General features: G+C 67.1%; 23 protein-coding genes. 7 read left to right on the forward strand and 16 right to left on the reverse strand.

The window, feature by feature from the left end:
- Nucleotides 1-113: 113 nt before the first annotated feature.
- Both KW843_RS21950 and KW843_RS21955 read right to left on the reverse strand, forming a co-directional pair.
- The gene (locus tag KW843_RS21950) at nucleotides 114-791 is read right to left on the reverse strand and encodes a hydrolase (protein ID WP_218297283.1); all 678 of its coding nucleotides are present in this window, start codon (nucleotides 789-791) and stop codon (nucleotides 114-116) included.
- Nucleotides 792-925: 134 nt separating this feature from the next.
- Entirely contained in the window at nucleotides 926-1654 is a 729-nt protein-coding gene (locus KW843_RS21955) for a pirin family protein (protein WP_218297284.1), read from the reverse strand.
- A gap of 185 nt (nucleotides 1655-1839) precedes the next feature.
- On the opposite strand from KW843_RS21955, the gene KW843_RS21960 reads away from it, so the two are divergent.
- Nucleotides 1840-2742, forward strand: a complete 903-nt coding sequence (locus tag KW843_RS21960; protein WP_218297285.1) for a LysR family transcriptional regulator — start codon at nucleotides 1840-1842, stop codon at nucleotides 2740-2742.
- Between the two features lie 92 nt (nucleotides 2743-2834).
- Here KW843_RS21960 and KW843_RS21965 read toward each other — a convergent pair whose 3' ends face one another.
- The 6 genes from KW843_RS21965 to KW843_RS21990 form a co-directional block, all read right to left on the reverse strand.
- Nucleotides 2835-3899: an alpha/beta hydrolase family protein gene (locus tag KW843_RS21965; protein ID WP_370628529.1), complete on the reverse strand. Its 1065-nt coding sequence runs from the start codon at nucleotides 3897-3899 to the stop codon at nucleotides 2835-2837.
- A 185-nt stretch (nucleotides 3900-4084) separates the two neighbouring features.
- On the reverse strand, nucleotides 4085-4765 hold the full coding sequence (locus KW843_RS21970) for a type 1 glutamine amidotransferase domain-containing protein (protein ID WP_218297286.1): 681 nt from the start codon (nucleotides 4763-4765) through the stop codon (nucleotides 4085-4087).
- A gap of 101 nt (nucleotides 4766-4866) precedes the next feature.
- The gene (locus tag KW843_RS21975) at nucleotides 4867-6030 is read right to left on the reverse strand and encodes an iron-containing alcohol dehydrogenase (protein ID WP_218297287.1); all 1164 of its coding nucleotides are present in this window, start codon (nucleotides 6028-6030) and stop codon (nucleotides 4867-4869) included.
- Nucleotides 6031-6151: 121 nt separating this feature from the next.
- Nucleotides 6152-6499, reverse strand: coding sequence for a hypothetical protein (locus KW843_RS21980; RefSeq protein WP_218297288.1), 348 nt, complete (start codon nucleotides 6497-6499; stop codon nucleotides 6152-6154).
- Nucleotides 6500-6502: 3 nt separating this feature from the next.
- Complete coding sequence (locus KW843_RS21985; RefSeq protein ID WP_218297289.1) at nucleotides 6503-6844, reverse strand: hypothetical protein; 342 nt, start codon at nucleotides 6842-6844, stop codon at nucleotides 6503-6505.
- Between the two features lie 136 nt (nucleotides 6845-6980).
- Nucleotides 6981-7940 (reverse strand): LysR family transcriptional regulator, encoded by a 960-nt coding sequence (locus tag KW843_RS21990; protein ID WP_255594870.1) that lies wholly within the window; start codon nucleotides 7938-7940, stop codon nucleotides 6981-6983.
- Between the two features lie 137 nt (nucleotides 7941-8077).
- Between KW843_RS21990 and KW843_RS21995 the strand changes: the two genes are divergently transcribed.
- The 3 genes from KW843_RS21995 to KW843_RS22005 all read left to right on the forward strand — a co-directional run bounded on the left by KW843_RS21995 (nucleotide 8078) and on the right by KW843_RS22005 (nucleotide 10821).
- Nucleotides 8078-9193, forward strand: a complete 1116-nt coding sequence (locus KW843_RS21995) for an alkene reductase (protein WP_218297290.1) — start codon at nucleotides 8078-8080, stop codon at nucleotides 9191-9193.
- A 64-nt stretch (nucleotides 9194-9257) separates the two neighbouring features.
- The gene (locus KW843_RS22000; protein ID WP_218297291.1) at nucleotides 9258-10277 is read left to right on the forward strand and encodes a zinc-binding alcohol dehydrogenase family protein; all 1020 of its coding nucleotides are present in this window, start codon (nucleotides 9258-9260) and stop codon (nucleotides 10275-10277) included.
- A gap of 130 nt (nucleotides 10278-10407) precedes the next feature.
- Nucleotides 10408-10821, forward strand: coding sequence for a VOC family protein (locus tag KW843_RS22005; RefSeq protein ID WP_218297292.1), 414 nt, complete (start codon nucleotides 10408-10410; stop codon nucleotides 10819-10821).
- 120 nt (nucleotides 10822-10941) lie between these two features.
- On the opposite strand, the gene KW843_RS22010 is transcribed toward KW843_RS22005, so the two are convergent.
- Both KW843_RS22010 and KW843_RS22015 read right to left on the reverse strand, forming a co-directional pair.
- Nucleotides 10942-11919, reverse strand: coding sequence for a tripartite tricarboxylate transporter substrate binding protein (locus KW843_RS22010; protein ID WP_218297293.1), 978 nt, complete (start codon nucleotides 11917-11919; stop codon nucleotides 10942-10944).
- A gap of 206 nt (nucleotides 11920-12125) precedes the next feature.
- Nucleotides 12126-13133 carry a fumarylacetoacetate hydrolase family protein gene (locus tag KW843_RS22015; RefSeq protein ID WP_218297294.1) on the reverse strand — a complete coding sequence of 336 codons (1008 nt, stop codon included), beginning with the start codon at nucleotides 13131-13133 and terminating at the stop codon, nucleotides 12126-12128.
- Nucleotides 13134-13236: 103 nt separating this feature from the next.
- Between KW843_RS22015 and KW843_RS22020 the strand changes: the two genes are divergently transcribed.
- From KW843_RS22020 to KW843_RS22030, 3 genes are all read left to right on the forward strand, one after another.
- The gene (locus tag KW843_RS22020) at nucleotides 13237-14019 is read left to right on the forward strand and encodes an IclR family transcriptional regulator (protein WP_218297295.1); all 783 of its coding nucleotides are present in this window, start codon (nucleotides 13237-13239) and stop codon (nucleotides 14017-14019) included.
- A gap of 27 nt (nucleotides 14020-14046) precedes the next feature.
- Nucleotides 14047-15207, forward strand: coding sequence for a DUF3108 domain-containing protein (locus KW843_RS22025; protein ID WP_218297296.1), 1161 nt, complete (start codon nucleotides 14047-14049; stop codon nucleotides 15205-15207).
- Nucleotides 15208-15539: 332 nt separating this feature from the next.
- Nucleotides 15540-15839: a DUF3567 domain-containing protein gene (locus KW843_RS22030; protein ID WP_010462989.1), complete on the forward strand. Its 300-nt coding sequence runs from the start codon at nucleotides 15540-15542 to the stop codon at nucleotides 15837-15839.
- A 45-nt stretch (nucleotides 15840-15884) separates the two neighbouring features.
- Here the strand turns inward: KW843_RS22030 and KW843_RS22035 are convergent, their stop codons facing one another.
- The 6 genes from KW843_RS22035 to KW843_RS22060 form a co-directional block, all read right to left on the reverse strand.
- Complete coding sequence (locus KW843_RS22035) at nucleotides 15885-18314, reverse strand: tetratricopeptide repeat protein (protein WP_218297297.1); 2430 nt, start codon at nucleotides 18312-18314, stop codon at nucleotides 15885-15887.
- Between the two features lie 123 nt (nucleotides 18315-18437).
- Entirely contained in the window at nucleotides 18438-19499 is a 1062-nt protein-coding gene (locus KW843_RS22040) for an AbrB family transcriptional regulator (RefSeq protein ID WP_218297298.1), read from the reverse strand.
- Between the two features lie 167 nt (nucleotides 19500-19666).
- Nucleotides 19667-20617 carry a UDP-glucuronic acid decarboxylase family protein gene (locus tag KW843_RS22045; protein ID WP_218297299.1) on the reverse strand — a complete coding sequence of 317 codons (951 nt, stop codon included), beginning with the start codon at nucleotides 20615-20617 and terminating at the stop codon, nucleotides 19667-19669.
- The gene (locus KW843_RS22050; protein WP_218297300.1) at nucleotides 20614-22014 is read right to left on the reverse strand and encodes a UDP-glucose/GDP-mannose dehydrogenase family protein; all 1401 of its coding nucleotides are present in this window, start codon (nucleotides 22012-22014) and stop codon (nucleotides 20614-20616) included. Before KW843_RS22050 ends, KW843_RS22045 begins: the two co-directional genes overlap by 4 nt.
- A gap of 97 nt (nucleotides 22015-22111) precedes the next feature.
- The gene (locus KW843_RS22055) at nucleotides 22112-24328 is read right to left on the reverse strand and encodes a tetratricopeptide repeat protein (protein ID WP_255594871.1); all 2217 of its coding nucleotides are present in this window, start codon (nucleotides 24326-24328) and stop codon (nucleotides 22112-22114) included.
- Nucleotides 24329-24552: 224 nt separating this feature from the next.
- Nucleotides 24553-25110 (reverse strand): hemerythrin domain-containing protein, encoded by a 558-nt coding sequence (locus tag KW843_RS22060; RefSeq protein ID WP_255591685.1) that lies wholly within the window; start codon nucleotides 25108-25110, stop codon nucleotides 24553-24555.
- Between the last annotated feature and the right edge of the window lie 7 nt (nucleotides 25111-25117).

A 25117-nucleotide genomic window follows, 5' to 3' on the forward strand; every position in this document is an offset into this window, starting at 1 on the left:
GCAGTGGCCGTAGCGAGCGGCCCTAGCCTGCATCGAGGACCGCAGCCGTACAAGCGTACGGCGAGAACCGCAGGTGCGGGATCGGGTCGCGCAGTAGGCCAATGCACCCTTTTTTAGCCTTCGTGGGCGTTGAACATGGTCTTGGCGTAGGTGATGCCCAGGCCATAGCCCCCGCCGAACTTCTTGGCGATGCCCGTCGTCATGTCGTACGTCTCGCCCCGCGCCCAGTCGCGCTGCAGCTCCAGCAGGTACTGCAGGGCCGTGATGGGCCGCGCGCCGGCCTGCACCATGCGCTCCATGGCGCGGTTGTGGGCTTCGGCCGAGATGTCACCGCTGGCGTCGGCGATCACATACACCTCGAAGCCCTGGTCCAGCGCCGACAGCGCCGGGCCCACGATGCACACGCTGGTCCACAGGCCGGCCAGCACGATGCGCGGCTTGCCGATGGCGTTGACACGGGCGATCACGGCCTCGTCCTCCCAGGTGTTCATGGAGGTGCGGTCCAGCAGCGCCTGGCCGGGGAACGGTGCGGTCACTTCCTCGAACATGGGGCCGCTGAAGCTCTTTTCGGCCACGGTGGTGAGGATGGTGTCCACGCCAAACCCGGCGGCCGCGCTGGCCACCAGGCCGGCGTTGGAGCGCAGCGTGATCGCATCGATGGAGTGCGTGGCAAAGGCCATCTGCGACTGGAAGTCGATCATGACCAGGGTGTGGTCGTCGGCGTTCAGCAGCGTGGCGCCGGGCTTGGCGTAGGCGGTGGTGCTGGCAGTCGTGGTGTTGACGTGGGTCATGGTGAACTCCCTGGAAATTGAAGATGAAGTCGTCGAGAAGAAGAACAAAAACGAGACAAGGCAATGCGGCGGGCCGGGGCGCAAGGGATGGGCGGCATCGCCCACCCACCCGCGCCTCAGGGCGCGCCATCCGCTCAGTGCGGCATCGAGGGCAGCTCGTTGGGCCGCAGGTCGAACACCAGAACCTCGGCGCCTTCGCCGTGGGCAAAGCGCAGGGCCCCGGCGTCGCGGATGCGGGCGCCGTCGCCTTCGGACAGCCGCTCGCCGTTCACCTCCAGGCTGCCGCGGGCCACGTGCACATACACGTTGCGGCCCGGGCCCACGTCCAGATCGGCCGACTCTTCGCTGCCGTCGAACAAGCCGGCATAGACCCGGGCGTCCTGGTGCACGGCCAGCGATCCGTCGGCCCCTTCGGGCGAGATGATCTGGCGCAGACGGCCGCGCTTGTCGGCCTCGCTGAAGTGCACCTGCTGATAGCGGGGTGCGGCGCCGCGGGCACCGGGCACGATCCAGATCTGCAGGAAGTGCACGGGCTCAACGCCCGAGTGGTTGAACTCGCTGTGGCGCACGCCGGTGCCGGCGCTCATCATCTGCACGTCGCCAGGGCGGATGACCGAGCCGGTGCCCATGGAGTCCTTGTGCTCCAGCGCGCCTTCCAGCACGTACGAGAAGATTTCCATGTCGCGGTGCGGATGGGTGCCGAAGCCCTTGCCGGGAGCCACGCGGTCGTCGTTGATGACCAGCAGGTCGGAAAAACCTTGCTGGTTGGCGTCGTGGTAGTGGCCGAACGAGAAGGTGTGGCGCGAATGGAGCCAGCCGTGGTTGGCGTTGCCGCGGTGTTGGGCTTTGCGGATGTCGAGCATGGTGTCTTCCTTTCGATGTCTGTCGATGAATTTCACACTGGGCGCACGGTTTGAAATCTGCTGGATTTCATGGGGCATCAGTGCTGCGATGGATGAAGTATCCGGCGCGTGGCAGGGCATCAGGTTGAAAGGTTTGGCCATCCATCATCGATAATTTCGATGATTGAAATTCCGGGCCTTTTGCCATGCTGAAACTCTCCCTCGAAGCCATCGAACTGGTGGATGCGATTGCCCGCTACGGCTCGTTCGCGGGCGCCTCGGGGCGGCTGCACAAGGTGCCGTCCACCATCTCCTATGCCGTGGGCAAGCTCGAGGAGCAACTGGGCCTGGCCCTGTTCACCCGCAACGGGCCGCGCGTGGCGCTCACGCCCGCGGGGCACGAGCTGCTCAAGGAGGGCCGCTGGCTGCTGGCCTCGGCGCGGCAGCTCGAATCGCGCCTGCGTCAGATCGCCACCGGGTTCGAGTCCGAGCTGCGGCTGGTGCACGACTCGCTGATACCCACCAGTGCGTTCAGCGACGACATCGCGGCCTTTGAGGGGCTGGACTGCGGCACGCGCCTGCGCATCGGCTGCGAGGCCCTGACCGGCACCTGGGAGGCGCTGCGCGACGGGCGCGCCGACATCATCGTGGCGGCGGGCGAAGGCCCCGCCGGCGGCGGCTACAAGGCCGTGGCGGTGGGCAGCCTGGACTTCGTGTTCTGCGTGACCGCGTCGCACCCGCTGGCGCGCCTGGGCCGGCCGCTCACGCGCAGCGACCTGCTGGAGCACACGGCCGTGGTGGTGGGCGACGGGGCGCGCACGCTGTCGGACCGCACGGTGGGCCTGCTGTCGGGCCAGCGGCGCATCACCGTGCCGTCGATGCAGGCCAAGATCGCCTGCCAGGCCGCCGGGCTGGGCCACGGCTTCGTGCCGCGCGCCTGCGTGCGGGTGGAGCTGGAAAACGGCATCCTGGTGGAGGTGCCGGTGGAAGAGCCCCGCGCCGATGAGACCTTCTGGCTGGCCTGGAAGCCCGAGCACCGGGGCGAGGCACTCAAGTGGTGGTGCGAGCGCCTAGCCCGGCCGCTGCTGCCCGGAATCCTGCCGTACTAGCGGGCCCGGCGGAAGCCGGCACTACACTTTTGATAGCTGTTTGCGCTTGCCAGACAAGCGGTAGGCAGCTTTTTTATCTTGATAATTCAGACTCAGCGCCACTGCTGCGCGAAGAACTGCACCACCTGCGCCTCCAGCACCGCGTGGTAGGCCACGCGGTCGAAGCCCGCCGGGTTGGCGGCGGCGTCGCCCGCGTCGGACGGCAGGCTCTGGCTGGGCTGGGCCATGAAGGCGAAGTGGCCGGCACCCGGCACGGTGTCCGCCCGCGCGGTGGCCAGATTCGCGGCCACCAGCCCGCCGTGGTACTTGCCTGTGAGCACGGCGTCCTGCTCGGCCACGCGCAGCAGCACCGGCACGGTCACGGCTTTGAGGCTCTCGGGGGTGAACACCACGGCCATGGGCGCCAGGGCGACGATGGCGCGGATGCGCGGGTCGGGCACGGAGACCAGGGCGCCGTCGGGCACCACGTTGGCGGGCATGGCCGTGTTGGCAGCGGCGACCGGCTGCAGCGCCTTGGGGCCCTGGGCCAGGCCGCAGAAGCCGGGGTCGTCCTGCACGCTGCGGCAGTGCTGCGCGGCGCGGGCGGGCTCGGCCTGGGCGCCGGCCAGGGCCAGCACGGTGTAGCCGCCGGCCGAGTGGCCCAGTGCGCCGATGCGGCCGGCCGAAATGCGAGGCCCCCACTCGGGGCTGGCCAGCAGCGCGTCGAGCACGCGGCTGACCTGCCGGGGGCGCTCGCCGAAGTAGCGGCCCGAGGTGATCATGGAGCGGTCCTGCCAGTTGTCGCCCGGGTGGCGCACGGCGGCCACGAGGTAGCCCTCCGCCGCCAGGCGCGTGGCCAGGTTGTGGTGCGCGAGCTCATTGCCGCCCGTGCCGTGCGACACCAGGATCAGTCCCTTGAGCGGCTCGGCCGACACCGGCGCACCCAGGCTCACCACGGGCCGCCAGGGGCCCAGCTGCACCACGCCCGCGCTGCGCACGGTGGGGTAGAACAGTGCCACGTTCACCGGCTCGTCGCCTGGCACGACGAGGGTGCGCAGGCCGGCGTGCTGGGCCGATGCGGCGCCGGACAGCGTGGCCAGCGCCACGAAGGCGGCGGCCATGAAGGGGCGGATATGCCGCGCGGCAAAGCGCAGGGCCAGGAGGAGGAGGATGGTCACGGTGCGCCTTTCGTCGGGTCTGCCAGAAGCCGCCACCGTGCGGAAGTGTGGTGACGGCATGGCGGCACTGTAGGCGCGGCCCCCCTGCACGGGGAGCGGCATGCGACGAAATGCCCGTGGGCGGCGCGAAACGGTGGGCGAAAGGCGCAGGCCGTGCAGCTGGCGTCCCGGTCAGGGCCGCAGCATCACGCCAGCGCCTGCAGCAGGGCCTGCGCCGCAGGCTCGGACGACGCGGGGTTCTGCCCAGTGATCAGCAGCCCGTCGGTGACCACGTGCGGCTTCCAGTCGGCCTGCTTGGTGTACAGCCCGCCGTGGGCCATGAGCATGTCTTCCACCAGGAAGGGCACCACATGCGTCAGGCCGGCGGCGGCTTCCTCGCTGTTGGTAAAACCCGTGACGTTCTTGCCGCGCACCAGGGGCGTGCCGTCGGGCGCCTTGGCATCGCGCAGCACGCCGGGGGCATGGCACACGGCCGCCAGGGGTTTGCCGGCGGCCAGCGTGGATTCGATGAGGGCGATGGAGCGCGCGTCCTGTGCCAGGTCCCACAGCGGGCCGTGGCCGCCGGGGTAGAACACCGCATCGAACTGGGCGGCATCCAGCTCGGACAGCTTCAAGGTGCTGGCCAGTTGCGCCTGGGCCGCTGCGTCGTCCTTGAAGCGGCGCGTGGCATCGGTCTGCGCATCGGGCGCGCCGCTCTTGGGGTCCAGCGGCGGCTGGCCACCCCGGGGGGACGCGAGGGTGACCGAGGCGCCCGCGTCCTGGAACACGTAGTACGGGGCGGCGAATTCTTCGAGCCAGAAGCCTGTCTTCTTGCCCGTGTCGCCCAGTTGGTCGTGCGACGTGAGAACCATGAGGATGCGGGGCATAGGCGTCTCTTTCCTGGGTGCGGTTGAAAAATGTCCAGCCCCTCACCGTACCCGCAATCCCCTCGGCTGCGCCCTCGCAGGGCGCAGTTCGCGGCGTTGGCTTACAGCGCCGCTTCGAGAATCCGCCGGCTCACGGCGGGCGTGATCTCGCGCTGCTCGCCCAGCGTGACCATGCCGTGCGCCTCCAGCTGCGCCACCACGGCGCCCACGGTGTCGGCGCCCAGGCCGTAGCCCGACAGGCGCGTGGCGATGCCCATGGCCTCGAAGAAAGCGCGCGTGCGCTCGATGGCGGCGGTGATGCGCTCGTCGTCGCTGCCGGTGGTGATGCCCCACACGCGCTCGCCGTACTGCAGCAGCTTGGCGCGCTTCGGCCCCCGGCGCTCGTGCAGCAGCGCGGGCAGCACGATGGCCAGCGTGCGCGCGTGGTCGATGCCGTGCAGCGCCGTAAGCTCGTGGCCGATCATGTGCGTGGCCCAGTCCTGCGGCACACCCGCGCCGATCAGGCCGTTGAGCGCCATGGTGGCCGCCCACATGAGGTTGGCGCGGTCGTCGTACACGGGCTCGGGGGCGGTCAAGAGGCGCGGGCCGATCTCGATCAGCGTCTGCAGGATGCCTTCGGCAAAACGGTCCTGCACGGGCGCGTTGACCGGGTAGGTGAGGTACTGCTCCACCGTGTGCACGAAGGCATCGACCACGCCGTTGGCCAGCTGCAGGGGCGGCAGGGTGTAGGTCTTGGTGGGGTCGAGCACCGAGAACACGGGATAGGTGTGCACGCTGCCAAAGGCCAGCTTCGCGCCCTTGGCGCGGTGGGTGATCACGCCGCCGTTGTTCATCTCGGAGCCCGTGGCGGGCAGCGTGAGCACGGCGCCGAAGGGCAGCGCGGCGGTGACGTTGCGGCCGTGCTTTTCCAGAATGGCCCAGGGATCGCCGCCCTCGAACTTCACGGCCGCTGCGATGAACTTGACCGCATCGATCACCGAGCCGCCGCCCACGGCGAGCAGGAAGTCAAACCCGCCTTCGCGGATCTGCGCCACGGCCTTCATCGAGGTTTCGTAGCTGGGGTTGGGCTCGATGCCGCTGAAGGTGGCGTGCTGGCGGCTGGCGAGCGCCGTGCGCACCTCGGCCAGCGTGCCGGTCTTCTCGGCGCTGGCGCCGCCCACCAGGATCAGCACCTTGGCGGCGGTGGGCACGAGCTTGTCCAGGTCGGCGATGCGGCCCTGGCCGAATGCGATGCGGGTGGGGTTGTGGAAGTCGAAGTTCAGCATGGCAATCCTTGGGTGGGGTGCGGGCATTGTGTCGTGCCCTGGGCCGGGGCGAGCGTCGCCTGCGCAACACGGCGGGCAGGCACACCGGCCCGCCAGTGCGCCATGCCCCTCCCTGCCCCGCCTACCGCAGCACCACCAGCGCCGCAAACCCGAGCAGCAACACCATCGCCAGCGCCACGATGCCAGCGATGCCCACCGTCAGCACCTTGGCCACGGAGAATCCCCCGCTGCGGCGCAGGGTGCCCAGGCCCCGCAGCAGCAGGACCAGCGCGGCACACAGGGTGCACAGCACCGTGCCAAAGGCCGCGGCGATGCAATCGAGCCCGAACGTACCGCATGCCATGGCCTGCCCGAAGCCGGTGAGCAAGGCCAGCGACACGCCAAGGCCCACGGCGAGCACACCAAGCCCCGCCCAGACCGGCACCGGCACGCGCGCCGCCGCCGAAGATGTAGTGGTGGTGGTGGCCATCGATCAGCCCTCGGCCTCTTCTCGTGCCGCCTGCCAGGGCAAGGCCGGGTCGGTGAAGGCGGGTTGCCACAGGTCGGCATAGACCGCAAACGCCTGCCGGCGGGTCTCGTCCGACTCCAGCTCGACCGCGGCATCGTCAAGCCCCCGCACGCTCCAGTCGGCCAGCACGGCGTAGCGCCGCTGCGCCGTGTCGATCAGCACCGAATGCAGGGCGTGGGTCGTGCACGCCACATAGCGCCCACCGGGGCTGACCAGGAAGTAACCCACGTCGCCGGGCCGCAGGGCAGCCAGTGGCAGGGCGCGGCGCAAGGCATCGGCCCATTCGGGCGGGGCGGGTACGGGCATGGAAGAAACAAGCTCCTGGTGGGGCGCGGAACGTGCGCGCCGCGGTGGCGCGTCCTGCGTGGACCGACTGTAGCGGCAACGGCCACGGCCACGCTGGCGCCGCCCCTCAGGTGCTGCGGTCCCCGGGAGGCCCCGATCAATCCGGCGCCCCTGCCGCCCCACCCCTGGTCTCGCCCTGGCGACCGGACTCCGCGCCCGCCAACACCTGCAGCCGCTGCGCCATGAAGTCGCGCAGCGCGCGCACCAGCGGCGTGAGCTGGCGGCGGCTGGGCGCCACGAGGAACAGGGGCACGGCCTCGGTGGTCCAGCCCGGGCACAGCGGCACCAGGCGCCCGGCGGCAAGGTCGTCCGCCACGTCGAAGTACGACTTGTAGGCGATGCCCCGGCCCCGCACGGCCCAGCGGCGCACGGCGTCGCCGTCGTTGGACACATTGCGGCTGCGCACGCGCACCAGCACCTCCTGGCCCGCCGCATCCCAGAAGCGCCAGCGGTCGTGCACGTCCTCGCCGAGCATGAAACACAGGGCGTCATGGCCGGCCAGCGCATGCGGCGTGGCGGGCGCCCCGCGGGCCTGCAGATAGGCGGGCGCGGCGCACAGCACGCGCCGGTGGTCGGCCGCGAGCGGCAGGGCCACCAGGCTCGAATCCTGCGGCTTGCCGTAGCGAAAGGCCGCGTCCACCGGTTCGCTGTAGACATTGGCCATGCGGTCCGACAGCTGCAGGCGGATGTCGATGCCCGGGTGCTCGGCCTGGAAGGCATCCAGCCACGGCAGCAGCACGTTGCGCCCCAGGTCGGAGGGGGCGGCGAGCAGGAGCGTGCCGCGAAATCCGCGGACCTGGCCGCCTTGCAACTGGCCCCGCACCTGCTGCAGCGCGGCCAGCGCGGGGCGGCAGTGCTCCAGGAACAGCTCGCCCTCCTGCGTGAGCCGCAGGCTGCGCGTGGAGCGCACGAAGAGCGCCACGCCCAGCTCGGCCTCCAGCCGCTTGAGGGCCGCGCTGGCCGCCGCCGGCGTGAGGTCCAGCGCCCGCGCGGTGGCCGACAGGCTGCCGCTGTCCACGGTGCGCACGAAGATGTCGAGGTCCTGCAGGCTTTTCATGGGTGGCGTGGGGAGTTTTAGGGCTGGATTTTCAAATTTTCTTTGAATATTGATTCAACCACCAACCTATTTAAAACAAAAGACAACAGGATCACCATCACGGCCATGTTCCACACCGCTTGCCAAGGCACAACGCCATGACCTCCACCGCCACCGCGCCCGCTCTCGCGCGCCCCTTGCAACTCGGCCCGCTCACCTTGCCCAACCGCATGGTGATGGCCCCCATGACCCGCGCCCGCAGCAGCCAGCCGGGCGGCGTGCCCAACGCGCTCATGGCCGACTACTACGCCCAGCGCGCCAGCGCCGGGCTCATCGTGAGCGAGGCGAGCCAGGTCTCGCCCCAGGGCCAGGGCTACAGCTTCACGCCCGGCATCCACAGCGACGCGCAGGTGCAGGGCTGGCGCCGGGTGACCGACGCGGTGCATGCCGCCGGCGGCCGCATGGTGCTGCAGCTGTGGCACGTGGGCCGCATGTCGCACGCCAGTTTCCACGCCGACGGCCTGCCCGTGGCGCCCTCGGCCATTGCCCCCGAGGCCCGGGTGTGGGTGGCGGACGGGGACGGCGTGGGCCACATGCTCGACTGCCCGGTGCCGCGCGCGCTGCAAGCGAGCGAAATCGCCGGCGTGGTGGACGACTTCCGCCGCGCCGCCGCCAACGCCATGCGTGCTGGGTTCGACGGCGTGGAGATCCACGGCGCCAACGGCTACCTCATCGACCAGTTCCTGCGCACCACTTCCAACCACCGCAGCGATGCCTATGGCGGCCCGGTGGCCCACCGCACCCGCTTCGCCCGCGAGGTGGCCGCCGCCGTGGCCAGCGAGGCCGGGGCCGAGCGCACCGGCATGCGCCTGGCGCCGTTCATCACGCAGCGCGGCATGGACTGCCCGGACATCATCCCCACCATCCTGCACCTGGCACGCGAGCTGGACACCCTGGGCCTGGCCTACCTGCACCTGGCCGAAGCCGACTGGGACGATGCCCCCTCCATTCCCGCCGATTTCCGCCAGGCCCTGCGCGCGGCCTATGGCGGCCGCGTGATCGTGGCGGGCAAGTACACGCCCGAACGCGCGCAGCAGATCCTGGATTCGGGCATGGCCGACCTGGTGGCCTTTGGCCGGCCGTTCATCGCCAACCCCGACCTGCCCGCGCGCTATGCGGCCGGGCTGCCCCTGGCCGGCTACGACCCGGGCACGCTGTTCGGCGGCGCGGCCCAGGGGTATTCCGACTACCGCGCGCACGCGGCCGCGGCGTGACGCCTGGCCGCCACTGCATGGACCGCTCTTTTTCCACCTCACTTTTCTGCAAGGACACACCACCATGAAAGCCATTGGCTACCAGGCCCCCCGCGCCATCGACCACCCCGCATCGCTGCTCGACATCACCCAACCCGACCCCGTGGCCACCGGCCGCGATCTGCTCGTGGAAGTGCATGCCGTTTCCGTGAACCCCGTGGACACCAAGGTGCGCAAGGGCAGCGGCCCCGCCGAGGGCCAGGCGTACAAGGTGCTGGGCTGGGACGCCAGCGGCATCGTGCGCGCGGTGGGGCCCGACGTGACGCTCTTCGCGCCCGGCGACCGCGTCTGGTACGCGGGCTCCATCGCACGCGCTGGCACCAACAGCGAACTGCACCTGGTGGACGAGCGCATCGTGGGCCACGCCCCCCAATCGCTGGACTTTGCCGAGGCCGCCGCGCTGCCGCTGACCACCATCACCGCGTGGGAGCTGCTGTTCGACCGCCTGGGCGTGGTGCCCGGCAAGCAGCCGACGAACAGGACCCTGCTCATCATCGGCGCGAGCGGGGGCGTGGGCTCCATCCTCACGCAGCTGGCGGCGCGGCTCACCAGCCTCACGATCATCGGCACCGCATCGCGCCCCGAAACGCAGCAATGGGTGCGCGACCTGGGCGCCCACCACGTGATCGACCACAGCCAGCCCCTGACACAGGAGCTGGCCCGCATCGGCCACCCCTCGGTGGACATCATCGTGAGCCTCACGCAGACCGACGCGCACTTCGACCAGATCGTCGAGGCCATCGCGCCGCAGGGCCAGTTCGCGCTGATCGACGACCCGGTGTCGCTCGACGTGACGAAGTTCAAGCGCAAGTCGGTGTCGGTGCACTGGGAGCTGATGTTCACCCGCGCGCTCTTCGGCACCGCCGACATGATCGGCCAGCACCGGCTGCTGACCGAGGTGGCGCAGCTGGTGGATACGGGGCTGATTCGCACGACGCTGGACCAGCGCTTTGGCACCATCAATGCCGAGAATCTGAAGCGCGCGCATGCGCTCATCGAGAGCGGCAAGGCGCGGGGCAAGCTGGTGCTGGAGGGATGGGCCTGAAGAACTGCGGGCCACGCAGGGGGGCGCAGCACCATCCGCGCGACAGATTGTGTGCCGGGTTGAAAAACACTGTATTTACAAACAGTATTTCAGGTATAAAACAGGGCACCACAACCCGAGGAGACCTCCCATGCTGGACCACATGACCTTCCGCGTCACCGACATCGCCCGCACCAAGGCGTTCTACACCGCAGTCCTCACGCCTTTGGGCTACAGCCTGTGTTTTGAAGGCAACTACGGCTCCAACATGCTGGGCTATGCCTACCCGGCTCCGTCCGAGCCCGACGGCAAGAAGGCGGATGTGTGGTTCATCGACGGCCCCTCGCCCTACGGCGGCCCGCCTGCGACTACGGGCTGCCATCTGGCGTGGCGGGCCGCCACGCGGGCCCAGGTCGATGCCTTCTACCGCGCCGCCGTCGAAGCCGGGGGCCAAGACAACGGCGCCCCGGGCCTGCGGCCCGACTACCACCCCCACTACTACGGCGCGTTTGTCATCGACCCCGAGGGCAACAACATCGAGGCGGTGTGCCACCTGCCGGAGTAAGAAACACCGCTGCACCCTCCGCAGAGGGCGCGTCGCCAAGCGAGTGCACCCGTGGAACTGGCTTTGCCAGGCCACCGGGTGCGTCCCCCTGGGGGGAAGCGGCGCAGCCGCTCAGGGGGGTCAGTCGAGTTTCACGCCCGCCGCCTTGATGATCTCGCCCCAGCGCTTGGACTCCGCCCGCGCCATCGCGCGGAACTGCTCGGGCGTGCCGGGCAGGGCTTCCATGCCGAAGTCGTTCATGCGCTTGACCACGGCGGGGTTGAGCAGGGCCTTGTTCAGGTCGCCGTTCAGGCGCGCCGTGATCGCAGCGGGCAGACCGGCGGGCGCCAGGATGCCCTGGAACGCGAACACCTCGGTGTTGGGCACACCGGCTTCGGCCAGCGTGGGCACGTCGGGCAGCGCGGCCACGCGCTTGGCCGAGCCGATGGCCAGCGCGCGCACCTTGCCCGAGGTGATCACGGGCAGGCCGGCGGCCAGGTCCAGGAACATGCAGGGCACCTGCCCGCCCATCACGTCCTGCAGCGCGGGCGCCGCGCCCCGGTAGGGGATGTGCGTGAGGAAGGTCTTGGTGCGGTTCTTGAACATCTCCATCGCCAGGTGGTGTGGCGAGCCGTTGCCGGGCGATGCGTAGTTGAGCTTGCCGGGGTTGGCCCGCGCGTAGGCCAGGAATTCCTTGACCGTCTTCGCTTCGAACGCCGGGTGCACCACCAGCGCCAGCGGAAAGCGGCTGATGCCGCCCACGTAGGTGAAGTCCTTCTCGGGATTGAACGGCAGCTTGGTGAACAGGTGCTCGTTGTAGGCCAGCACGGCGTTGTCGGCCGACATGAAGGTGTTGCCGTCGGGCTTGGCCGTGGCCACCAGCTGCGCGCCGATGTTGGTGGACGCGCCGGGACGGTTGTCCACGATGATCTGCTGGCCCAGGGTCTGGCGCATGGCCTCGGCCACGGTGCGCGCCAGCACGTCGGTGCCGCCGCCGGCCGGGTACGGCACCACCCAGCGCAAGGGCTGGTCGGGCCACGCGGACTGGGCGGCGGCCCAGGGGGCGGCGGAGGTGGCGCCTGCGGCGGCCAGGGCGGTCAAGAGGGTTCTGCGGTGCATGGGGCTGTCTCCTTTTACTATTCAATTGATAGCTGCTTGCGCTTATATATCAAGCGCTAGAGGCCATTTTGGCTTAAAAATCTCTATGCCACACGTTCAGCGCACGGCGCATGAAACGGGCACATCCTCAGGCCAGTGCCACCGTGGAACTGGCTCCGCCAGGCCACTGGTGGCGTCCCCCTGAGGGGGAAGGCGCCGAAGGCGACTCAGGGGGCTGCAATGGTCTGGTCGATCGCGCCGAAGATGCTGGCGCCGTCCTTGCCCTTGACCTCGATGCGGATGGTGTCGCCGAACTTCATGAACTCGGTGCTGGGTTTGCCGTCCTGGATGGTCTCGATGCAGCGCTTTTCGGCGATGCAACTGTAGCCCTTGGGCCATTCGGTGCGGCCGCTGGCGTCGGTGACGCCCTTGTTGCTCACGGTGCCGCTGCCGATGATGGAGCCGGCGCGCAGGTTGCGCGTCTTGGCCACGTGGGCGATCAGCTGGCCGAAGTGGAAGGTCATCTCGGGGCCCGCATCGCACATGCCAACCTTGCGGCCGTTCCAGGTGGACTGCACCGTGAGGTTCACGCGGCCATGGTCCCAGGCGTCGCCCAGTTCGTCCAGCGTCACGGCCACGGGGCCAAAGGCGGTGGCGGGCTTGCTCTGGAAGAAACCGAAGCCCTTGGCCAGCTCGGCGGGGATCAGGTTGCGCAGGCTCACGTCGTTGGCAATCATCACCAGGCGGATGCCGTCCAGCGCCTGGTCGGCGGTGGCGCCCATCTTCACGTCGCCGGTCACCACGGCGATCTCGGCCTCGAAGTCGATGCCCATGGCCTCGCTGGGCACCACCACCTCATCGCAGGGGCCGATGAAGTCGTCGCTGCCGCCCTGGTACATCAGCGGGTCGGTGTAGAAGCTTTCGGGCACCTCGGAGTTGCGCGCTTTTCGCACCAGTTCGACGTGGTTGATGTAGGCCGAACCGTCCGCCCACTGGTAGGCGCGGGGCAGCGGGGCCATGCATTGGGCGGGGTCGAAGGGAAAGGCGTGGCGCGCGCGGCCGCTGTTGAGCTGGTCGTACAGGTCCTGCAGCTGGGGCGACAGGAAGCCCCAGTCATCCAGCACCTGCTGGAGCTTGCTGGCGATGCCGGTCGCATAATGGGCTGTGCCCAGGTCGCGGGAGACGACAACCAGTTGGCCGTCGCGCGAGCCGTCTTTGTAGGTAGCGAGTTTCATGGTGGCAGGACCTTTGTCTCAAGGGGTTGAAAGTCTTCACCCAGCACGAATTACGCTTGGGTAAATTGATTTAACTAAACAAAACTCGCAAATTTTAGTGCACATGGACAAAGAACGTGCAGGAATTCAATCGGTCGAGGTGGGTTTTGCCCTGCTGGAGGGGCTGACACGCTCGCGCGGACCGCTGATGCTCAAGGATGTGGCGGCCTCGGCCGGCATGAGCGCGGCCAAGGCGCACCGGTATCTGGTGAGCTTTCAGCGCCTGGGCCTGGTCACGCAGGACAGCCGCACCGCGCGCTACGACCTGGGGCCCGCCGCCCTCAAGCTGGGGCTGGCCTCGCTGGCCCGGCTCGATGCCGTGCGCCTGGCGCGCGAGCGCATGCCCGAGCTCATGGAAAGCATCGGCCACACCTTGGCGCTGGCCGTGTGGGGCAACCACGGCCCGACCATCGTGCACTGGGAGGAATCGCCCCAGGCCGTGACCGCCAACCTGCGCCTGGGCGATGTGATGCCGCTGCTCTCGTCCGCCACCGGCCGCTGCTTTGCGGCGCACATGGCGCCCGACGTGGTGGCTCCGCTGCTCAAGGACGAGCTGGCCCGCGCCGTGAAGATGCGGCGCACCGACCTGCCCTCCACCATGGCCGAGGTGAACGCACTGCTGGCGGAGGTGCGCACGCGCGGCGCGGCCCGCGTGGTGGACACCCTTCTGCCCGGCATCGTGGCGTTCTGCGCACCGGTGTTCGACGCGGACGGCCATCTGGAGCTGGGCATCACCACGCTGGGCTCCATCGCCACCTTCGACCCGGAATGGGACGGCGCCATCGACGTTCCGCTGCGCGCGGCCGCCGCCCAGCTGTCGAGCGACCTGGGCGCCGGCAGCGCCTGACGCCCCCTCCTGCACGCATCGCTGTAGATGCCACGGCGCGCCCTGGTTCTCATCACCGCCCTGGTACTGGCCCTGCACTGGCTGGTGCTGACAGGGGTGCCCCTGGCGTGGGACAGCCCCCAGCAGCCAGCGGCGGGCCGCGTCTTCAGCACGCGCAGCGTGGCAGCCCCGCCGCCCGCGCCCGCCTCCACTGCGGCTCCAGTGGCCGCACCCACGCCAACGCCGCCTGCGGCCAAGCCCGTGGTGCGCAGGAAACCTGCGCCGCCCGTCCCCTCCGCGGCCGCGGCAGATCCGCCGGTTGCGGCGCCCGGGGCCTCCGTGCAGGTGGCGGGTGCAGAGGCCAGCGCAAACGCCGCCACCGCCGCGCCAGCCGCCGACGTTGCCACGCCAGACGCGGCCACCCCGGCATCAGCCCCCCAGGCCGAGGCACCGGCACCAGCGGCTTCGGCACCGCCTGCGGAAGAAACCACCACCACCACCGCCGCCGGAATCGACATCGCGCCCCCGGGCTCCGGCACAGCACGCAGCGCGGGTGCCCCGCCGCCGCCCGTGCGCATTCCGGCCCCCACGCGGCTGGCGTTCGACGTGAGCGGGCAGGCCAAGAAGTTCGCGTACAACGCCCGCGCCGAGCTGCTCTGGCAGCACGACGGCAGCCGCTACGAAGCACGCCAGGAGGTCAGCGCCTTCTTGGTGGGCAGCCGCATACAGCGCAGCGTGGGCGCCATCACGGCCCAGGGCCTGCTGCCCGAGAAGTTTTCCGACAAATCCCGCAGCGAGCAGGCCGCGCATTTCGACCATGCCAAGGGCCGGGTGACCTTCAGCGCCAACACACCCGAGGCCGCCGTCGGCCCGGGCGCACAGGACAGGCTGAGCCTGTTCATCCAGCTGGGTGCCATGCTGGCGGCCGACCCGGGCCGCTTCGTGCCCGGCACGCAGGTCACCATCACCACCGTGAGCGCCCGTACCGCAGACCGCTGGACCTTCACCGTCGAAGGCCCGGAAACGCTGGACCTGCCCGCCGGCCCCACCCCCGCCCTGAAGCTGCTGCGCCTGCCCCGCAAGGACTACGACCAGAAGGCCGAGCTCTGGGTGGCCCCCGCCCTCAACTACCTGCCCGTGCGCATCAAGCTGACCCAGGCCAACGGCGACTTCGCCGACCTGCTGCTGCGCAGCACTGGCGCGCCGTGAGGCGTGGTCGCAGCAAGGCCGGTTGAAACTGGTCTGCGCAAGAGGAAAGACGGCACAGCAGGCGGCTGCGGCGCCCACTCCTGCATCAAAGTGTTGCGCCCGAGCGCCACCCGAGCTCCGGACCGGTAAAAAACCCCCGGAAGCCCGGCCGCACCGCTTTTTCATGAAATACTGGAACGCAGCAGAGAGCCAAGCCCAGAGCGGGCTTCCCCTGATCACCGATCCGTAGGACAAGGCGTTACGACCTTGCCAGCGTTTCCCGGAAGCTGCCTTGGGCCTTGAACTCTGCGAACCCGCTGTCATCTGACATCTATATCGACAAGGGGAACACGATGCACATGCTCTACGACTCAGAATCCTTCGTGGTGGTCCACATGCTGCCCGACGCCGTGGAGAAAAAGAGCACCCAGGCGCTCAACGACACCGCCCCCGCCGTTCCCCAGCTCGCACGCCATGGCTTTGAAATCGTGGACAAGCGTTCGGGCAAAGAGGTGTACCTGGACGGCTCCTGGGCCGAGATGTTCCAGGAGCAGATCCTGGCCTGGCAGCGCGACACCCCCACGCAGGAAGAAGTGGAAGACGCGCTGGACCGTTATGCGGGGCTGGCGCAGAACCCGGTGGTCGTGCACTGAGCGGCGCGCGAAGGGCCGCGCAGCCTCTCCCCCCTCGTGGCCGGATCAAATGGGGATCCCGTCTGGCATCAATCCTTGTACATGTCGGCTATGCATCGCGGTATAAGCCGCTTCCAGGTGCCTCGCAAATTGCCGCGCATCAAATAGTGGCGAGACAACTTTCTGCTCCGCCAGTCTGGCGCGCAGCGCCTGCAAGCGCCCCGGGTCCTGCGCCAGCGCAATTGCCAGGGCCTCGTATTCGGCCGCGTCCCGGGTCACTAACTCCTGCATGCCCACGGCATGGAGCAGGCTGGACGCCACGCGGGCAGCAAACGACCTGCCCTGGCAGGTAAGCACCGGGAGCTCCGCCCACAGCGCATCGCTGGCTGTCGTGTGGGCGTTGTAGGGCAACGTGTCCAGGAACAGGTCGGCGCAGCGATGGCGCGCCAAGTGCTCATCCAACGGCATGCGCGGTGCGAACACCAGCCGCTCGGGAGCAACACCTCGCGCCTGCGCTTCACCGCGCAAATTGGTCACTACGCTGGCATTACCTTCAAAAAGCCACAGAACACTGCCTGGTACAGCGCGCAAGATACGCATCCAGCTATCGAAAACGAGTGGGCGAATTTTGTAATTATTGTTGAAGCAACAAAATACGAACCCCGCACTTGGAAGCCCCAGTTCCTCACGAGTGAATACTCTGTCACTGATTCTTCGCTTCGCGTCATTGACTTGGTAGCTGTGCGGCAAGTACACAACCTTCTCAGAAAAAAACTCCCTCTCGGCATCCGGAATGACCACCCTGTCGGCCATCACATAATCCATATATGGTGCCCCTGTCGTTCCTGGATATCCCAGGTAACTAACCTGTACGGGCGCACAACGATGAGAAAAAACTCCAAAACGTTGGTCTGTAGTGAAGCCTTTCAAATCGACAGCAATGTCTATACCCAGCTCCCTTGACATACGGGCAACATCAGCATCCCGGTGCTCACGCACATCGATAAAATGATCGAAGCTGGCAACCAAGCGTTCTCGCATTGAATCATGGATATTTGGCCCGCTTGAAAATGCAAACCATTCAAAATGCTGCCCATCATGCTCCTCAAACAGCTCCGCCATGAGATATGCAGTCGCATGACCATAAAAATCAGCAGAATAGTAGCCAACGCGAATTTTTTCAGATGACGCATGCTGAGGAATTGCACCCAGAGAATGATTCTCTGGGAAATCCGCCTTCACCCGATTAATAGCAGCTCGCATTTGCAGCGAGGGCGAGTCAAACAACGACAACGCAACAAAAGGTGGCACATTATTTTCACCAGCAAGAATGCTTTCTTCGCAGCGTTTCAAATCGGCAGATAGCTCACTCCAGTCGCAAGAATGAACACGGCTATTCACAATCCAGCCGAACAAATACTGGTTATCTGGCTGCATATCCGACGCCGCCAGGAAGTCTGCTAGAGCCTCTGCATGTCTGTTGAATCGTACGTGGAGACCCGCACGGTTAAAGTACAGGCCGGGCCTGTCAGGAGCCAACCGGATTGCCAAGTCGTATATGTCCAGCGCATCTGCAAACAGCCCTGCGTCGGTCAGCACCACCGCCAGAAGTGCAAGGATGTCCAAGTCATGGGGTTGCAGCGCAGAAGCCTTTCGCAGCACAGGCACGGCTTGGTCGTACCGGGCCAGCGCATGTAATGCCTGCCCCAGGTTCTTGTACGCTGGCACCAGCTTTTCGTCTGACTGAATGGCTGCTTGAAAATGCGGTACCGCCAACTCCCATTGTTCCTTCTGGGCCAGGATGGCGCCTTTACCGTTGTGGGCCTGAGCATGTAGCGGTTGCAGTGCGAGCAACCGATCGAAGCCAGCTAGCGCCTCATCGGTGCGGCCTAGTGCTGCATTCAACGTTGCAAGGTTCAACAGGGCATCGACGTAATTGCTGTCCAATGTCCAGGCCTGCTGGTAGCACGCCAACGCCTCGTCCAACCGATCGAGCGCCCGAAGCGCGGTTCCTTTGTTGTTGTGGGCGGTAGCCATTTGGGGTTGGACGGCGATAGCCAGATCGTAGCTTTGGAGGGCCTCTGAAACCCGTCCAAGCTCAACCAATATCTTTCCCCGGTTGACATGGGCCTCGGCAAAATCGGAGCGCAGTGCAATGGCGCGATCAAAATGCGCCAGTGCCTCTTCACGCAGTCCCAATGCACCCAGTGCAAGCCCGCAGTTGACATAGGGCGCGGGATCCCTCGGCTGCTGCTCAATCGCTTGACCAATCAAATCGCATGCAGCCTGGTGATGCCCCGTCTGGTACGCCAAAACGCCCAGCATGTGCAAGGCTCCAAAATGGCGCGAATTGACCTGCAGGATGGCGCTATACATTTGATTCGCTTGTGCCAACTGCCCCTGCTGGTGCAAACGTATGGCCTGCTCAAACAATGCCGTTTGCTGGGTCTGGAGACTCCGTGGAGGGCGGCCACCCAAGTTGTATTTGATGCTCATGATCAGAAAGTGCGGCCATACAAGGGCACGCGCAAGATAGTTGTGTAAGCGAACGCATCGCCATGAACTCTGATTGTGCGGGAGGCCGCGGCCTCGCCCAACGCAGTCGCTCCCTGCCACATATCAGGCCTCGGAGGACGGGTAGATTTTGCGGTACAGCGGGTCCACCAGCATCAGCACCGCGATCAGCCGGCACACCTGGAACGCCGTGACGACCGGCACGCCCAGCTGCAGCACCTTGGCGGTGATGGCCATCTCGGTGATGCCTCCGGGCGAGGTCCCCAGCAGCAGGGTGACCCAGGGCAGACCTGTCGCCCAGGCCAGCGAGGCCGCGAACAACGCGCACACCCCCATGAGCACCAGGGTGCCCACCGCCACCGACACGAGCCAGCGCGGCGCCGTGTGCAGAAAATCCGCACGAAAGCGGACCCCCAGGCTCACGCCGATGACCAGTTGCGCCGCATTCACCATCGCCTGGGGCACGGCGGACAGGGTGACGCCTGCCATGGTGAGCCCCATGGACACCAGCATCGCGCCCATGAACCACGGGTTCGCCCGGCCCAGCCTGTCCATCAGCAGGGCTCCGGCCCCCGTCAGCAGCGCCATCAGCGCCAGACCGGGTGCGCTCACCACCCGGGCCGTGGGCGGCAGGATGTCCAGGCCATGCAGTCCGCTCCATTGCAGCGTGAAAGGGATCGTGACCGTGACGATCAGCAACCGCAGGCTGTGGCTGGCCGCCACGAGGTCGGTGCGGGCGTTCTCGCGTTCGGACAGCAGGGTCATTTCGGATGCCGCACCGATGGCCCCCGAGAAGTAGCTCGTGGCCCGCAGCATCGGCGCAGGCACCCCGTGCATGCGCGGCGCATGCACCCGGTACAGCCAGGCGCCGAACAACCAGCCCAGGAACAGCGCCCACACAATGCCCAGCGCGATGGCCCACCAGAGCCCGCCAATCAGTCCCACGACCTGGGGCGTGAAGTACAGGCCCAAGGCGGCGCCAATGGTCCACTGCCCCGCATTGCGCAAGGGCCCCCAGCTTTCCGTGGGCCCGCCAGCGATGGACACCACCGAAGTGGCCAGCAGCGGGCCGATCATCCAGGGCAGCGGGGTGTGAAGGGCTGCGCAGCCGATCGCGCAAGCCAGAGCGAGCAACAGGGTCAGGAGGATACGGAGAAACAGATTCATGGCAACGGGGGCTCGGTATCGGCATCGGCATCGGAAAGGACCAAACCCCGGCGGGCACCATACCCGCACCTCCTGCCCCTCGACATGTTCCAAATGGAACGGGGGGCATCGCGGAATGGCACAGCGGGGACGGATGCCAGGCACGCGCTGGCTCCGCCTCCCGGGGCTCAGCCGGCGTCCGCCTCCTTGAAATAGGCAATGGTCCGGCGCAAGCCCGCGTCAATGTCGACGCGGGGGGCCCACCCCCCCAGCAGCTGGCGCGCCAGCGAAATGTCGGGCTGCCGCTGCCGGGGATCGTCTCCCGGGAGCGGGTGGTAGGTGATCCGCGCGGACGAGCCCGTCCCTGCGAGGATTTTCTGCGCGAGTTCCAGGACGGTGAACTCCCCTGGATTGCCCAGATTGACCGGTCCCGCCACCTCGTCCGGCGTGGCCATCATGCGCACCAGGGCTTCCACGAGGTCATCCACGTAGCAGAAGCTGCGGGTCTGCGTCCCCGCCCCGTAAACGGTCAGATCCGCCCCACGCAGCGCCTGGACGATGAAGTTGGAGACCACCCGGCCGTCATCCGGACGCATGCGCGGGCCATAGGTATTGAACAACCGCACGACCTTGGTGCGCACGCCATGCTGGCGCCGGTAGTCGAAGAACAGGGTCTCCGCGCAGCGCTTGCCCTCGTCGTAGCAGGCCCGCACCCCGATGGGATTGACGTTGCCCCAATAGGACTCTGGCTGCGGATGCACGCCGGGGTCGCCATACACCTCGCTCGTCGAGGCCTGAAGAATCACGGCATGGCACTTGCGGGCCAGCTCCAGCAGATTCATGGCACCCAGCACGCTGGTGCGCAGGGTCCGCAGCGGATCGGACTGGTAGTGCACGGGCGACGCGGGGCAGGCCAGGTTGTAGATCTCGTCCACTTCGGCATCCAGGGCCTGGACGACGTCGTGGCAAAGCACACGAAACCGCGGCGAGGCCAGGAGGTGGGCGATGTTCTTTTCCAAGCCGGTGGAGAAGTCGTCCACGCACAGCACCGCATGGCCATCCTTCAGCAGGCGCTCGCACAGATGGGAGCCAAGAAAGCCAGCGCCTCCCGTGACCAGGATTTTTTTTTCCGTCGTCATGCTGCCATGGCCCCGAGTGCATCCGCAGCGCTGCGGCCCACGGTCAGATAGTCGAACCCCAGGGCTCGCATGGAGCGCGGCTCGTACAGATTGCGCCCGTCCACGACAAGGGGCTGCCGCAGGGCCGCCCGCAGGGCATCGAAATTGGGACTGCGAAACACCTGCCATTCGGTCACGATCAGCAAGGCGTCTGCACCGCGCGCGGCGTCAATGGGATCCGGGGCATAGCTGATGTGCTCGAGCAGTTCGGGCCGGTCGCGCAGATCCTCCTCCAGGCAACGGCGGGCCTCCTGCATGGCCACCGGATCGAAGACCCGAAGCACCGCCCCACGCTCCAGCAATTCACGGACCAGCACCCGGCTGGAAGCCTCGCGCATGTCATCGGTATTGGGCTTGAAGGCAAGCCCCCACACCGCCAGCCGACGGCCGGAAAGATCCGGTCCGAGCCGCTGGGCGAGCTTGTCCACCAGCAGCCGCTTCTGTCTATCGTTGACCTGTGCCACCGCCGCGAGCAATCGCAGCGGCAGCCCGACCTCCTCGCCCATGCGCTGCAACGCAGTCACATCCTTGGGAAAGCAGCTGCCGCCATAGCCCACGCCCGGGTAAAGAAAGCTCTCACCAATGCGCGGATCCGCGCCGATACCCACGCGCACGGGTTCGATGTCCACACCCAGCCGGTCGGCCAGGTTGGCCATCTCGTTCATGAAACTGATGCGCGTGGCCAGCATGGCGTTCGCCGCATACTTGGTGAACTCGGCACTGCGCCGGTCCATGCAGATGACGCGGTCGTGGCCATGCCCGAACGGGCGGTACAACTCACGCATGAGGTTGCCGGCCCGCAGCTCCTGCGGCGTGTCGCCGCAGCCGAGAATGATGCGGTCGGGCCGCATGAAGTCCTCGATCGCGCTGCCTTCCTTGAGGAATTCTGGATTGGACACCACGGCGTAGCCAGGGGCCGGGTCCGCGCCTTCCCCGCGTCGCGCCAGCGTGGCGGCGACAGCACGGTGCACCGCTTCGCCCGTGCCGACGGGCACCGTCGACTTGTTGACGATGACCTTGAAGCCCGTCATGTGCGTGGCAATGGCACCAGCCACATCGAATACATGGCGCAGATCCGCACTGCCGTCCCCCGCAGAAGGAGTGCCCACGGCGATGAACTGGACATCACCGTGGGCCACTCCGCGCGCCATGTCGGTGGAGAACCCCAGCCGGCCCGCGCGGGAGTTGCTGACGACCAGCTCCTGCAGCCCGGGCTCGTAGATGGGCACTTCTCCGCGCTGAAGGGCTGCAATCTTGTCGGCATCCGTGTCGATGCACAGGACATCATTGCCCAGTTCCGCAAGGCACACCCCGGTGACAAGCCCTACATAACCGGTTCCGAACAGGGTGAGATTCATTTTTGGAGTCAGAGCAAAGTTGTGGAATTGGCACGCGCTGCGTACGCACCCGTGACGGCGCCAGCCACCGCTGCTCGGGGCTGCCAAGGAGGAAGCATCACACCTCGATCACATCGGGAGGCAAACCCTGGCACAAGCGGTCGTACATGGTGGTGTACGCCGATTCCACATGGCGTGCGAAGAGCCTGGCATCGAACAGCGGCGACACAGGGCCCTCCCTGCGCAGTTTGCCGCGAATATGCCCAAGCTGCGAGGGGTCACGGGCCAGCTCAATCGCCCGCGCCTCGAAATCGCCCTGGGTCTGCGCGATGAGTTCCGGCAGTCCGACGGCGCACAAGAGACTGGCAGCCACGCGGCTCGCGAATGACTCCCCCATGCATGTCAACACCGGCAACCCCGCCCACAAAGCATCGCTGGCGGTGGTGTGCGCGTTGTAGGGCAGGGTGTCCAGGAACAGGTCCGCCAGCCGCAAGCGCGCCAGATACTGGTCCATGGGCATGCGCGGCGCAAACACCAGGCGCTCCGCGGAAATCCCCCGGGCCTGCGCCTCGCGCCGCAAGTTCCGCGCGGCTGTCGGGTTGTCTTCCAGCAGCCACAGCACGCTGCCTTCGACAGCGTGGAGGATGCGCATCCAGCCGCCGAAAGTGGGTGGCATGATCTTGAAATTGTTGTTGAAGCAGCAAAAGACAAACCCGCTGGCTGGCAGACCCACCTCCTCGCGAGTAAATTCGCGCTCCGCAATCTTGCGCCGCGAATCGTTGACCTGGTAGCTGTGGGGAAGGTAGACCACTTTTTCAGTGAAATGGGCCTGGGATTGAGGCGGGATCACCACCTTGTCGGCAATCACGTAGTCCATGCAGTCGGCCCCGGTGGTACCCGGATAGCCCATATAGCTGGCCTGGACAGGGGCACACCGGTGGGAAAAGCAACCCAACCGGCTCGCCATGGTAAAACCCATCAGGTCAATGGCGATATCGATACCGAGTTCCCGAGAGAGACGGGCGATCTCGATATCACTGCGCTCACGGACATCCAGAAAATGATCAAACGCCGCCGCCACGCGCTGGCGCATCCTATCCTGTACGTCAGGCCCCACGGAGAAGGCGAACCACTCGAACCGCTCGCGGTCATGCACCTCAAAGAGCTCGGCGATCAGGTGCGCCATGGGGTGATCTCGAAAATCTGCCGAGTAGTACCCCACGCGGATTTTTCCGTGCCTTGCACGTGCAGGAATGGCGCCCAGTGCCGGAGCAGGAAGCTCGCGCTCGGCCTGGAGCCGCGCCGTCTCCTTGTGAAGCGCGGGCACATCGAACAATGACAACGCAATGAACGGCTCCAGCGCGTGCTTCTGGTGTGTGACTGCCTGCTGCAGCTGAAGGATCTCCTCCTCCAGACCCTGCCAAATGCAACCATTCACCTTCGCCGTGGCGATTTCGCACTGCAGCACAGGAATCGGGGCAGACAGGCGCTGAGCCAGGTACAACTGCTGCAATGCTTCGTCATACCGCTTCATCTCCCGCAGAAGCCTGCCCATGAGGAATCTGGACTCCCCTTGCTGGGGCCGAAGCTCGACCGCGCGGCGGACATCCGCCAGCGCGTTTTCCAGGTTTCTCAGTTGCAGTTGCGCCTCGCCCCGGTTGTTGTATGCCTCTGCGTACTGAGGCTGGAGGGCCAGTGCCCGGCTGAAGCTGGCAACTGCTTCGGCATAACGCCCCAACCGAAGCAAGGCCGTGCCCCGATTGTTGTGCGGCTCCGGTATCTCGGGTGCGCGCGCTATCACTTCGTCCATGCATTCCAGGGCTTCTCCAAACTGCTTCATCTGCAGGTGCACGCAGCCCAGGTTGAAACGCGCCTGCGCATTCCCGGGCTCCATCGCCAGCACGCGGCGGTAGCTTTCCATGGCCTCCGGCAACCGGCCCAGCGTTTGCAGGACGGTTCCGCGGTTGTAGTGCGCCAGCACCAACCCCGGCGAAAGCGCGATGGCCTGGTCGAATGAGGCCAAGGCCTCTTCGTTGCGCTGCAGGCGCAGCAGGGCGTTGCCGCGGTTGAAGTACGGGTCGACGTAATCGGGCTTGAGTGCGATGGCCCGGTCGTAGGCACGAATGGCGTCGGCAGTCCGGTTGGACAGCAGCCAGTCATTTCCCCGCGTGTTGCAGGCTGTCGCGTCATCGGGGAGGGCTGGCTCAGCGGCGACTCTATTGCCCGACACCAGGCCCGTGCCGTAGTTGATCCCGAACTTGAAACCAGGCGGTGTGGAAGATAGGGAGCCCACCTTGAAGGGCTGGCCAAAATGGGGTTTCTTTGCGTCGGTCAAGGTGCGTCCCGGTGCAGATGAGAGAGTGACATCCCGTGATGGTAAACACCTGCACGGCTCCAGTCCCGGTCCGCCCTCCACCCGGGTGCCATCGGCCTCTGGACCTGAGAGGCTCCGGGGACAAGGCTCCGCGCGCTCCGTCTAGTCAACCGCTCCGGAACACGGGTACTGCGGCACCCGGTTCAATCACGGCACACGGGGGCGCTGCAGAGGGCACCACCGTGTCAGGCAGCGCCGCGGCGGCGCGCCATCTCCCGCCCCATCCCGTCCAGCGCAGCGGGCTCCAGCAGGTGCAGCGCCGCCGGGTAGGCTTCCTGCTCCTCGCGGCGGATATGGCCTGCATAGCGGTCCGCAAATCGATCAAGGAGCGCCTCCTCCGATTCCGCGAATCCCTGGATGGCTCCTTGTTCCAGCGCCTGCAGCGCAACCCGTGCTGCAGCCCAGTCCGCCACCATGCGGACATGGTCGTCCTGCAGGCTGCGCACCAGCGCCTGGACCCCAGGCGCGGCCTGGGCGAGCAGCAGCGGGAAGACGTGGAGTTCCTCGTCTTCATGGTGCAGCGGTGCGGCGATGTCGAAATACCGCAGCACGTCGCGCGCCGCCTGGCGGGCGCTCTCGTCGGCACCCTGCAGGCGCACATGGGCGCGCAGGCGGCCCAGCAAGGCCAGCGAACGCTGCACGCGCTCATGGCAGGCCTCCAGCATGGCGAAGGGTTGCTCGAACCCGACGGCCGGCGCGCTGAAACCGGGGATATGGCGGGCGGATGGGGCGGGCGAGGCCATCTGCGCC

This window comes from Acidovorax sp. sif1233, from assembly GCF_019218755.1.
Lineage (GTDB): Bacteria > Pseudomonadota > Gammaproteobacteria > Burkholderiales > Burkholderiaceae_C > Acidovorax.